We start from the raw sequence: 12,394 nt of genomic DNA on the forward strand, positions 1-12,394 counted from the left end.
ACAATTTTATACGCGGACACAGCTACAACAACTACGCAACACCAGCTGAAGTTGAGAAAGCATTTAAATGATAAAAACCTCCTACAGGGTGGTATGAAAATAATTGACCACTACAACCTGAGTCTTCTACTAGGTGCAAGCGGTATTTTGAGGTGCCCAACGGTAAGTTTGGAAGGTGTACAATAGGACTTGAAAATTTGTGTTTATAATCGCCTTTAGTATTTGCCATAGTCGCTCTTTTTGGGTTGCAGCACGTCATAATGTAGAAGCTATCACTCGACAAGTACGAGATTGGGAAATAAGAATAAAAGAAGTCGTTAGTTGACTAACGTAGCGATTTTTTTGTTGTTTGATGTAAGTTCATAAATGTATAAATGGTAGATGAAAAAATTAGAATTTTAACCACCGTTTTTGACCCAAAGCGGACATTGGAGTCTTAACTCAGAAATTGTCAGCATTGAAGAATATTATAGATGTCTTGGAAAATTCTAAATCAATAAACAAGGGTACTTTCTAAAGGTTTTGATAGATGAAAATTACGTCTTTCGTATTAAAAAACTACCGTCGACTAGCCGAAGTTGCCTTGGTGCTTGATGATAAAAAAACTGTTCTTGTTGGCGCGAACAACAGTGGAAAAACGTCCTGCATTGGGGCACTACACACATTCTTAAAAAGTCCAGATAACCTAAAATTTAGAGACATATCGAAACGGAATTGGAAGGAAATCCGAAAGCTGGGTGAACAGGTCGAAGGCAAATTTCCTGATAGCGAAGAAATAGAGGAGCTATCGAGTACTCTTACAAAGTTATTGCCTAGTCTAGACATCGAGATTACAGCTGAAGCAAGTGAGGCGTACAAAGTTCGTGACATCTTGCCAGACCTGGAATGGTGCGGCGGCGCTCTGTTGGTTCGTATAACTTACGAAGCGGTCGATATTATCAAATTATGTCGTGAGTTTACTGATGTGAGAGGCGTAGTGTCAAAGCACGGGGGCGAGGCAAGCTTGTGGCCTAAAGACCTAAATGATTTTTTGGAAAAAGGTCGAAATTTCAGTAAATATATTAAACAAAAGCACTACATTTTGAGCAAAGAAGCAGAACCTGCTACAGAAACAGAGCCTGTTATCAGAGAAATCCTACAGCCCCTTAAATCCGATACTTTAAAAAAATTAATTCGAGTAGATGTGATATCCGAGCAACGGGGATTGGGGACGGAAGATAATACAGATCAAAAAGGGCCATATTCAGAAAAGCATCGGCTCAACAAATTACTTCGTGAATATTACGAACGTATTTTGAACCCAGATGATTTCCCAGAAGCTGATGATCTCAAAGTATTGGGACAACAACAGAAGTTAGAAACAGATTTCACCGATAGATTAAACACTCAGTTTGAAGCGCCTTTAAAAGAGCTGGAGGACATGGGGTATCCGGGTATTGGTGGCAATCCAACTGTTGAAATTTCTGCGAAAATTAGCGGGACAGATGCATTGCAAAAGTCCTCATCAGTTCGATATCGTTTTGACAAGACTGAAGAAGAGTTTCTTCCTGAAAGTTATCTAGGGCTTGGGTACCAAAATCTCATATATCTAACATTCAGGCTTTTAGAGTTTCGTGACAAATGGATGCGCGTTGGAAAATCGGCATTTTCAGAAAGCGATATTGAAGAGGGAATTGAGCCAATTCACTTAGTTTTACTCGAAGAGCCGGAAGTAAATCTTCATGCACAAGTCCAGCGCGTATTTGTTTCAAAAGCGTATAACACATTACGAAATCATGCGGATTTACGTGATTCAGAAACTAAAGTAGATAGACCTGAATATCAAACACAACTAGTTATCAGTACACACTCTAGCCACATTATTGATAATATTGATTTCAAAGATTTACGGTATTTCCGACGAAATATTGCAGACGCATCCATTGCGATGGATTACACATCAATCGCTAATATGTCAGAATTGTTTGCGAAGCCTAAAGAAGAGCTCCAGTTTGTCAGAAAGCACTTGAAACTTACTCATTGTGATATCTTTTTTGCCGACGGAGTGATCTTTGTTGAAGGACAAGCAGAACGTCTTCTAGTGCCCGAATTTATCTCTAAAAATTTTCCTCAACTTTCAAAGCGATATGTATCCATGCTCGAAGTAAATGGTGCGCACACGCATAAATACAAAGATTTAATAGAGATGCTAGGGGTAACAACCTTAGTCCTGACAGATCTCGACTCTGTTGATGAACAAGGAAAGTCTTGTTTCCCACAAAGAAACTTAAATCGAAAAACCAATAATGATACCTTGAAAAAGTGGCACCCAAAGGAAGAAGCTATAGATGACTTGGTGGACTTGTCCAAAGATAAACACGCTACAACGAGCCAAGGTACGCCGTTATACATTGCCTATCAAAAGCCAACAAATATTTCTGACAAAGAAGTTTTATCTCGAACTTTTGAAGATGCATTGATTTTAGAAAATTTCGAGAATGAATATTTCCAGAAAAAATCCAGACTGAAAGATGCAAAAGCCGCCCATGAAAATGATAGTAAAACCCTGTCAGAGTCACTTTTTAACTATGTGAAAGATTTGAAAAAAGGCGACTTTGCGTTCGACTGCCTCTTCCATCTCGCGGACAATGAGGCGAACAGCTTTAATCCCCCCGAATATATTAGCGATGGCCTCGCGTGGCTGGAAAAGCAACTTTCACTAAAAGCATAGGGGAGATTTATGTCTGAAGAATATTTCTTGGCAGAAACCAAATCTGAAGATCATGACAATAGCGTTGATTCAAGTATTCAAGAATGCCTTTACATGGGGTCGAGGAAAAGCTTTATCACCTTTGCAGGGGCGGGATCAGGAAAAACCTATTCTTTAAAAAAAGCTCTCGATTTTCTAAGAGTTCATTATTGTGCGGACTTTTCTCGGCAAGGAAAGAAAATCGCGGTTGTTACCTTTACAAACAACGCAGCGGACGAAATCAAGGATCGAATCGAGCAGAATCCAATCTTTGCCGTTTCAACGATTCATAGTTTTTGTTGGTCGACTATTGCTGGCTTTAATGAGGATATTCGCAAGTGGTACTTGGAAACGATTCCCTATGATCTTGCGCAGGTTGAAGATGAAGAGAGACGTGGCCGTGCTGGCAAGGCTTCTGATGCTCGAAAAAGAACAATTATCCGTTTAATTGAAAAAATTGAGTGGTTAGCAGAACCGCGTACATTTGTTTACGATCCAAACGGCGTAAACTCATCTCAAAACTCACTATCACACGCGGACGTATTAAAAATTTTCTCAAACTTTCTCACTACAAAACCAATGATGGCCGAAGTGATAGTGAATAAGTTTCCTTTCATATTCATTGACGAAAGCCAAGATACAAACAAAGACGTAGTGAACTCATTTTTTGAACTACAAAAGGCAAAATCTGAAAAAATTGTTATTGGTTTGTTCGGAGATACAATGCAGCGTATCTTTGGTGGAGGCGAAGTCGAGCTAGGTAAGACCAAGCCAAACGGTTGGAAAACTTTTAACAAGGAAATGAATCATCGCTCAGCTCGGCGTATCGTTGGTTTAGGCAATCAAATTCGAAGCGAAGATGACGGGCGCTATCAGTATGCGAAAGACGGATCTGCAGAAGGTTACGTAAGATACTTCCTACTTCCACGTGATAATCTAGTCAAACCAGACGTTGAAGAAAAAATCCGTAATACTATGGCTGAGCTTACGGGAGATGTGGGTTGGACAGATACTGAATCTAAAGAAACAGCTATCCTATTATTGGAACACAAAATGGCTAGTCGTCGGCTCAGGTTTGATGAACTTTGGGATAGGTTGTCAGAATCCCCCAAAATTAAAGACCGAATTTCTGAAGGCGATAATGCCGAGCTGAACTTTTTCTCTGATATTGTTTTTCCTCTGGTTGATGCGAGCCGCGAAAAGCGACGTGCCGACCTTATGTCTATCTTGAGAAACAATAAGTCGCCACTTTTGGAACCCAGCGTACTTAATGATAACAAGGATGATCCACTCTCGCCTGCTAGAGCTGCGGAGCACGCGTTTAGAGGTGTGATTTCAAATGATGATGTTAGTTTTCGCGAAGTTCTTGAAGTGCTTTCTCAGCAAAAGCTGCTTAGGATTCCAGAGAAGTTACAGTCGTTTGTATCGGGTTCTGGAGATAATGGGTTTAAAGAAGAAACATCTGAGGAAGATGACAGCGAAATTGTCGCTTGGGCGGAGGCATTAGAGACTGATTTCTTTCAAATCCGAAACTACAAGGATTATGCCGATGGAAACTCAATTTTTCGAACCCATCAAGGCGTAAAAGGTAACGAATTTGAGCGCGTTATGGTGGTCATGGATGATGATGAGGCGGGAGGTTTTTTATTCTCTTATGAGCAGTATTTCGGTGCGAAAGAAATTTCTGTAGCAAGTCAGAAAAAACTAAATGCTGGAGAAGAGATCGGTTTGGATCGTACGCGAAGATTGTTCTATGTTACATCCACACGAGCGAAGAGTAGTCTTGCTCATGTGATTTATACATCAGATGTATCAAAGGTAAAAGAATGTCTTCTAAGTAAAAAATTTGCGCGCGAAGACGAAATTATTGAGTTTGAAGATTTAAGTTAAAATAACGCCCATTAATATAAATAATGCGCTAAAAATCCCAGTCCCAATTATGTTTATGCTCTCGATTGCGTTCGATAGTGCGCTCATACTGTTGTGTAAAGTCTTGTCTTGCTTGTTTATGTGGTTGTTTGTTGCTCAAATCCAAACTGGTCGCGCCTGTTAATGACATTAAAGTATCTAAGATTACTTGGTTTTAAATATGGAAATATTAATGTAGGTATTGAGAAGAATAGACTGTATCGATTTTTAATCGGCCGTAAGAGCTGCTGCTCAGGAGTATGCAGTTTTGCAAAGCGCCATGTTTTATTAAAGAGCGTAAAATTTTTTGTAATTTTACGCTTGTAGACGTTATCCAATTAAAAAAACAGCCAATTAAGCTGACTGGTTTTTTTTCAGTTCTAATATGGCGGATTCTTGGTCGGTATTGATCGCGCGAATTGGGTATGGGATTACGATGCCTTCTAGGGCGTAACGTTTGTGCAGTGCTTTAATAAATGCAGAGCGTATGAAGAATCGGTTTGCGTATTCTTTGGCGCGCAGCATTACGGTGAAGTTGATGCTGCTGGAGTCAAAGGTGTGATAAACGATAAAGGTTTCGTAGGTTTTTACACCGAATTCATGTGTCTGTAGTATTTCGCGGGCAACTTCTAAGGTTATTTGTTCGACTTTTTCTAGGTCGGAACTGTAATGTACGCCTACTTCTACCGGTACCGAGAGTTCTTTTTCAGGGTAGTAGTAGTTAATGATTTTGGAGCCCGCAATTTTGCTGTTGGGTATAACAATCATGTTGTTTGGCAGCATTCGTACCCAGGTTGAGCGCCAGCCAATTTTTTCTACGTAACCCTGTTCTTTTGACTCTAATTCAATAAAGTCGCCTACACGAATGGGTTTGTCTGCAATGATTTGTAGACCTGAGAAAAAGTTTTCCAGTGTTGGTTGCAGTGCTAATGCTACGGCTAGGGAAGTAATACCTAGCGATGCAATAATTGGTGTAATAGACACTCCCGCCGAACTTAAGACGATTAATATGCCTAAGCTTAAAATAATTACCCGTGCGATGCCTGACGCTAAGCTTTTACTGTTGTTTAAAACGGCGCTTTGTTTTGCATAGTGAGCAATAAATCCGCTGCACAATCTTTCACAGAATATAACCAAGGCGAGAATAATAAGTAGACGTTCCGAAAAAACAGTAATGCGTTCTAAACGAGTGATGTCGATTTGGTAAAAATTTAGTAAGCCCTCAAAAATAAAAATCGTCAGGGCAATGACTAATAAGGTGGCAGGTTTTTTTGCGGCGTTGATAAAAATGGTATCAAGTTCGAATTTAGTTTTATCAATTAACGAAGAAATGCGAGCTAATAAAATCTGTTTGATGATCATTAGCACAATAAATGCGCAAATAACGCCAATACTTATTATTAACCACGGTGGCATTTGGCTTAAATCGTTGATGATTTCTTTCATAGAGTTTACCGCCGTTAGTTTCAACGTGTTGTTAACTGAGTTTTGGGTGAATAAGTTTGCGAAAGTATTTTTAGCTGCATTATGTTGACTAGAATTTTTAAATTACATTTTTTGCTTAATTTCAGGCTAATTGCGGTATTACTGGGTAGGATTCGCGTATTCTTGGATAATCCCATTCCAAGTATTTTTGATTTCTGGAATCAAACTTTTAAAAGCCGATTTTTCGGTTTCTAGTCGCAAATCATCAACCACACCACTTTCACCCCACACGCTGGTGAATTTGCTTTTTGAGCTGGTCGCTTCGGCGATGCCGTATAAGTATTCGGTGCGTACATCAAAAAAAGCAGCTGACACGGTAGTAGTTACTGAAACTTCTTTATTATTTAAAAAGCCCAGAGCGATAACGTTCAGTGGAATAAATTTTTGTCCATTGGCGTGAAAATAAGTATCAAAAGTATAAACCATTAAAATGTCGGATTTTAATTTAGCGGAGGCTTCGCGCAGGGTTTTGATGGTATCTAAGTCTTGTGGCAACAATATTTTGTTGATTGGTGCAACGCCGCGAACTTGTGGTAATGATTTTAATTGATCGTAGTCAGAATCGGCTTCAACTTCGCGTACAGTTACGACGCTGTAACGACCCTGGCCGTAACTGGTTGTTTGATGGTTGGAATATCCCGAAGCTTGTACACGCACGGTGGCTAAATTGGTTGGGAAGGTTGCCGCCGGTTTTATGGATAAAATGTCGCTAATTTCTTTATCTGTAATATCGTTGATATTAACTGCGGCTCCTGGAGTCACATAATTTGTCGAGCAACCGACCAGAGTTATTAGTAGAAGTGCTAAAGCAAAAACCGGAGACTTCATTGAATTATTCCATTAATTGTTTGAAAAAACGCTTCAATAGAAGCGTTTAGATATTAATGCGGTGTTGCCAAAATAGGAAGTTAGATTGGATAGTTGCAGAAGATTAATTAACGGTGTTCTAAAGCGTAAATTCCGCCCAAATTGGACAGTGATCCGAAGGCTTGTCCATGGCGCGCACTTCGTAATCAACACCGGTATCAACACAGTTTGTCATCAAGGGTTCAGTCGCCATAATTAAATCGATGCGTAGGCCGCGTCTGGGTTCGCGCTCAAACCCTTTACTGCGGTAATCAAACCAGCTGTAGGTTTCTGAGTTCGTAGGGTTCAGTGTTCTAAAACTGTCTTGTAGGCCCCAACTTTTCAACTTACCCAGCCATTCACGCTCTTCCGGTAAAAAGCTGCACTTACCAGTGCGTAACCAGCGCTTACGGTTGTCTTCGCCAATACCAATATCAATGTCTTCCGGCGAAATATTCATATCACCCATAACAATAATATTGTCGGTGGGTTTATGGTGAGTTTCGAGTAGAGTTTGAAGGTTGGCGTAAAATTCCCGTTTGTTTGGGAATTTTATCGGGTGATCTTGGCTTTCGCCTTGGGGGAAATAACCGTTAATCACGCTGACGCGCTTACCATTGATTTCATAATCGGCGGTTACAAGGCGGCGTTGGCTATCTTCGTTATCTGTTGCAAATCCCTTTTGTGGGTTTATGGGAGTTTGTTTAGAGAGTAGGGCGACACCGTAGTGAGTCTTTTGTCCATGAAAGACCGCATGATAACCAAGTGCTTCTATCTCACTTAATGGGAATTCTTGGTCTTGGACTTTGGTTTCTTGCAAACCAATGATGTCAGGTTGGTGATTTTGAATAATGGCCTCCAACTGGTGGAGGCGCATTCTGATACTGTTAACGTTAAAAGAGACTACTTTCATTGAAACCCGTTGCCGAATTGATCGTTAGCTGCGGTTCTGGTTTTATTCCGCAAATTAATAAAGTCAGCTAGGATTTTACCGCTTTCTTGCAATAATGCATCATCGTCAGTGTTGATTTCGGTACTGGTATCACCTTCTTCACGTTCTTCGTCGTCATTTTTCTTAAGCTCGTCGAAGTTCTCAAAAGGTTTTTCACCTTTGGCAGCGCGTCGTTTGTTTTCAATATTTAAGACCGCAAGCTCGCGATCGGCTTTTTCTTTTTTGCGCGTTTCGATATTCAGCGAAAGCTCTTTTTGGTCTTTATTATCTTGCGCAAGCTTGTATGAATCGATAATAAAGCGTAGGTCTGGATCGGAAGTTACACGGTTGTCATGAAGCTCTTTCAATGCAGGTAAAACCTGCGAGAAATCGATGTATTTATCATGGCGAACAGGATGAATTTGATCCCACTCTAGCGCCGTGTCGTAGGTGCTTTCACCCACAGCTTCAGGATCGATAACTTGAGGCATCATGATATCGGGCAGAACGCCACGGTGTTGGGTGCTGTCGCCCGATACACGGTAGAATTTTGACTCGGTAATCTTTAATTGGCCTTCGTGAACACTGGTTAATGTTTGTACTGTGCCTTTGCCGAACGATTGAGTGCCAACAATCAGACCACGGTTATAGTCTTGAATAGCTCCTGCAAAAATTTCAGAGGCGCTAGCACTTAGGCGGTTAATTAAAACAACCAATGGGCCACGGTAGCTCGCTTTGCGGCGGCTGCGGTTACGTCTTGAGATTTCTTGGTTGGTTTCTCGAATTTGTACAACCGGGCCGGTATCAATAAACAGATCGGTAAGTGCGGTTGCTTCGGATAAAGAGCCGCCACCGTTGTTACGCAAATCGAGAATAATGCCGTCTACCCCTTCTTGTTCGAGCTCGGCAAGTAATTTTCTAACATCGTTGGTGGTGCTTTTGTAGTCGGGATCGCGGCGGCGATAGCCTTCGAAATCTAGATAAAACGCGGGCACATCGATTACACCAAACTTAAATTTACCTTCGGCGCCATCATCAACTTCAAACACAGCGCTCTTGGCTGCTTGCTCTTCCAGTTTTACCTTGTCGCGTTTAATAGCGATGATTTTGGTTTCGCTTTCGTTGGTTGAATCGGAAGGAATTACTTGTAAGCGAACGGTAGAGCCTTTGTTGCCGCGAATTTTGTCGACAACTTCTTCCAAGCGCCAACCAATCACATCGACGATTTCGCCGTTTTGGCCTTGACCAACACCAATGATCTTGTCAGCGGCTTTCAGCTCGCCTTGCTTATCGGCAGGACCGGCGGTAACGATTCGCACAACCTTGGTGTATTCGTCCTCGGTTTGTAAAACAGCTCCAATACCTTCTAACGACAACGACATGTTGATATTGAAGTTTTCTTCAGTGCGTGGTGAAAAGTAGCTGGTGTGAGGATCGTAGATTTCGGTTAAGGAATTAACCAAAGACTCGAATACATCCTGCTGATCTTGTTGCTCGATGCGTTTTAGTTGGTTGGTGTAGCGACGAATCAGAGTTTCTTTGGCTTCTTCTTGGGTTTTACCAGCCAAAACAAGGTTAAGTGATGCTGATTTAAGGCGCTTATACCAGTACTCGTCCGCTTCTTTGATGTCTTTCAACCAGGGTGTGTTCTCATCACGCTCGATTTCAATGCTTTCATTGCGGGAGAAATCAAAGTTGCTTTCAGAGCTTTGGAGTTGTGCGAGCAATTTCTCAAGGCGATCTGATAGGCGCTGACGGTAAACATTGTAGATTTCGTAGCCTGGTGATATTTCGCCACGGCGCAAATAATCGTCAAATTTGGTTTCGTATTTCGAAAAACGTTTGATGTCTTCTTCTAAAAACACCGAACGACTCGGGTCTAGATTATCCAGCAGGTTGTTGAAATAGCTTTTTGATAAGTCATCGTTAACGGGCTGAGTGCGATAATGCTTGGTAGATAGTGTGTTAACCACTTCTAAAAGCGTGCGAGACTGAGCTGTAGATATTTCGATGTCTTCGGCTTTGCTCCAAGCAAAGGCCGTTGGTAGTGTAACAAGAACGATTGCGGCCGTTTTTAGAATTCGATGCATATTTCTTAAACCTGTGAAATGCTTTCTAACGATGATTCCATCTGAGTGTTCAAACTAATCACTAGGCTAAAAGGTGTCAACCTAACGCCACGGATTACTGAAAAAATATCCAGTTGTTGTGCGAATCTAGAGACCTATTTCGCTGTGCGTTGTTCCAACTGCGTGATAGATCGATGGTTTGGCTTGTTTCCAGAAGACTTTGGTTCGGTTTTCTCGCTTCAGTGCAACCAGAGTTCTCTATGATTTTGATTGCTTTAAGCTATCGATCAGTTATCAACCGTCAAGCTTAGCTCAGACTTTGCTCTTGCTTAAAGGTGCGCAAATCCAATAGCAATGAGCAAATCAGCGTTTTCTCTAGCATAAATGAGTTCTCTACCATAAATGAGTGAACTCACTTGAGCGTTGCCGAGAGCAGAGTCAGCCGTTATGCAATTCAATATTCTTTTATTGTAGTAATTTTTCTGATTTCTGGACCTTGCCTCAGATCCTACATCTATCGGTAATCTTCCATGGATACTATAGGAAACTCTGATTAACCTAGAGTTTCTCGCGACACAAGGATGTGTCGCCAATTTCAAGAACGGTAAGTGATTGAAATTGTGAAGAAATTGGAAATCGCATTTTCAATTTCTGTCCTCTGATTAAATCAGGGATGAGTTAATCAGAGGTTCCTATAGGAACCTCGGGATTGATTCTTTTATGATTCAATTTTTGCACAAACTCAATCACTTACCATCAGTAAAATTGGCGATAGGTCTTTGTGTGGCTGTAAGCTCAAGGTTAATCGGTGTCTTCTGAGTTTGCATATAGGTTTTGTACTGTTTGCACCCGTAACACGGTTCCTTGGTTTGATGGCCGTTTTTATAAAAGTAATCGATCACACGCTTTTGGTTAATGGCCCAGAGTTTAAGAGCAAAGGGTTATTTGCTAGTACGGGTATCTTACATACACAATTAAATATTGAACGTCAGTCTGGTTATCAGTTTAGTAAATACTTGCTTGAGTTGCCGATCAATATTTCGCTGGTATTTCTAGCTTTTTGCAATTAGATCTTGTCTCTTACCGATGAATTTGCAGATATTGATTCGAATCGGTATGGTGGTCATTTCAAGTTCTCTTGCGGAGTCCTGTTACTTCATCGTTTTGTTGGATTGCATTACCCGTACTGGCTGATTTTTTGACTAAGTACTGATAATTCTTGAATCAGTACTGATAATTTTTGACTAAGTACTACTAATATTAAGAGCTCCCAAGGGTTTTTTTGTGCTTTACTTTTTAGACTTTTAACCCTACTGTCGCGGCCAATTTTAAGAGCTGCTCTTCCCGATGTAACGTAGAAATTTTCGACAGCTAAATAAGCGCTGACATCGAAAAACGGCACGTTGTTACCCAAAACATTTCATATTTTTTACAGGATTTTTAATGAGAATAGCGATACTTTCTCGCAATGAGTCGTTGTACTCTACCAATAGATTGGCTGAAGAAGGTCGTTTGCGAGGGCATGAGGTTCAAATTATCGATACCTTGCATTGTTACATGGATATTACAACCTCGTCTCCGTCGGTAAGATACGACGGTAAGCCTTTACCAAAATTCGATGCCGTAATTCCAAGAATCGGCGCCTCGATTACTTTTTATGGCTCGGCGGTTGTTCGCCAGTTTGAGATGATGGGAACGTTTTGTTTAAATGAGTCCGTCGCAATTAGCCGTTCTCGGGACAAGTTACGTTCTTTGCAATTATTGTCTCGAAGAGGCGTAGGCTTACCGAGAACCGGTTTTGCTAGCAAGCCCGACGATGTAAAAGACTTAATCAGGCACGTTGGCGGTGCTCCACTGGTGATCAAGTTACTTGAGGGAACTCAGGGGATTGGTGTGGTCTTGGCCGACAGCAACAAAGCGGCCGAGAGCATCATAGAAGCTTTTATGGGTTTAAAAGCTAACATTTTAGTGCAAGAATTTATTTCTGAAGCCGGTGGTGCCGATATTCGGTGTTTTGTTGTAGGTAATAAAGTAGTTGCTGCGATGAAGCGCAAGGGTGCAGAAGGAGAATTTCGCTCTAATTTACATCGTGGTGGAACCGCAACTCTGGTTAAGCTTACCAAAGAAGAACGTGCTACAGCTCTAAACGCCGCCAAGGTAATGGGTTTAGGTGTATGTGGTGTGGATATTTTGCAATCAAACCGCGGTCCGTTGGTGATGGAGGTTAACTCTTCTCCAGGATTAGAAGGTATTGAAGTAGCAACGGGTAAAAATGTTGCTGGCTTAATTTACGAATATATAGAGTCACAGGCGCAGCAGCCAATTAATACTCGTACAAAGGGTAAAGGTTGAGATTCCGTGTGCTGTAATTAACACATAGGAGACCTCGATTAACCCAAGGTTTCTTGCGACACAAAGATGTGTCGT

At 41.2% G+C, this 12,394-nt stretch carries 10 protein-coding genes; 4 read left to right on the forward strand and 6 right to left on the reverse strand.

Annotated elements, in window-relative coordinates; genetic code table 11:
- From ACYQ2C_RS15490 to ACYQ2C_RS15500, 3 genes are all read left to right on the forward strand, one after another.
- On the forward strand, positions 1-186 hold a 186-nt coding region (locus ACYQ2C_RS15490), incomplete at its 5' end, for a hypothetical protein (protein WP_460104045.1).
- A 343-nt stretch (positions 187-529) separates the two neighbouring features.
- Positions 530-2,710, forward strand: coding sequence for an AAA family ATPase (locus ACYQ2C_RS15495; RefSeq protein ID WP_460104044.1), 2,181 nt, complete (start codon positions 530-532; stop codon positions 2,708-2,710).
- Positions 2,711-2,719: 9 nt separating this feature from the next.
- A complete protein-coding gene (locus tag ACYQ2C_RS15500; RefSeq protein WP_460104043.1) occupies positions 2,720-4,618 on the forward strand; it encodes a UvrD-helicase domain-containing protein in 1,899 nt (632 codons plus the stop codon).
- A 28-nt stretch (positions 4,619-4,646) separates the two neighbouring features.
- Here ACYQ2C_RS15500 and ACYQ2C_RS15505 read toward each other — a convergent pair whose 3' ends face one another.
- The 6 genes from ACYQ2C_RS15505 to ACYQ2C_RS15530 form a co-directional block, all read right to left on the reverse strand.
- Positions 4,647-4,787 carry a hypothetical protein gene (locus ACYQ2C_RS15505; RefSeq protein ID WP_460104042.1) on the reverse strand — a complete coding sequence of 47 codons (141 nt, stop codon included), beginning with the start codon at positions 4,785-4,787 and terminating at the stop codon, positions 4,647-4,649.
- A gap of 203 nt (positions 4,788-4,990) precedes the next feature.
- On the reverse strand, positions 4,991-6,082 hold the full coding sequence (locus tag ACYQ2C_RS15510; RefSeq protein WP_460104041.1) for a mechanosensitive ion channel family protein: 1,092 nt from the start codon (positions 6,080-6,082) through the stop codon (positions 4,991-4,993).
- 138 nt (positions 6,083-6,220) lie between these two features.
- Positions 6,221-6,949 (reverse strand): hypothetical protein, encoded by a 729-nt coding sequence (locus tag ACYQ2C_RS15515; protein WP_460104039.1) that lies wholly within the window; start codon positions 6,947-6,949, stop codon positions 6,221-6,223.
- A 118-nt stretch (positions 6,950-7,067) separates the two neighbouring features.
- A complete protein-coding gene (xthA, locus tag ACYQ2C_RS15520) occupies positions 7,068-7,880 on the reverse strand; it encodes an exodeoxyribonuclease III (protein ID WP_460047678.1) in 813 nt (270 codons plus the stop codon).
- A complete protein-coding gene (locus ACYQ2C_RS15525; protein WP_460104038.1) occupies positions 7,877-9,988 on the reverse strand; it encodes a carboxy terminal-processing peptidase in 2,112 nt (703 codons plus the stop codon). Before ACYQ2C_RS15525 ends, xthA begins: the two co-directional genes overlap by 4 nt.
- Before the next feature lie 1,156 nt (positions 9,989-11,144).
- Entirely contained in the window at positions 11,145-11,369 is a 225-nt protein-coding gene (locus ACYQ2C_RS15530; RefSeq protein WP_460104037.1) for a hypothetical protein, read from the reverse strand.
- Positions 11,370-11,410: 41 nt separating this feature from the next.
- On the opposite strand from ACYQ2C_RS15530, the gene rimK reads away from it, so the two are divergent.
- On the forward strand, positions 11,411-12,319 hold the full coding sequence (gene rimK / locus ACYQ2C_RS15535; protein WP_460047683.1) for a 30S ribosomal protein S6--L-glutamate ligase: 909 nt from the start codon (positions 11,411-11,413) through the stop codon (positions 12,317-12,319).
- Positions 12,320-12,394: the final 75 nt, after the last annotated feature.

It is taken from the genome of Sessilibacter sp. MAH3 (genome assembly GCF_054658275.1).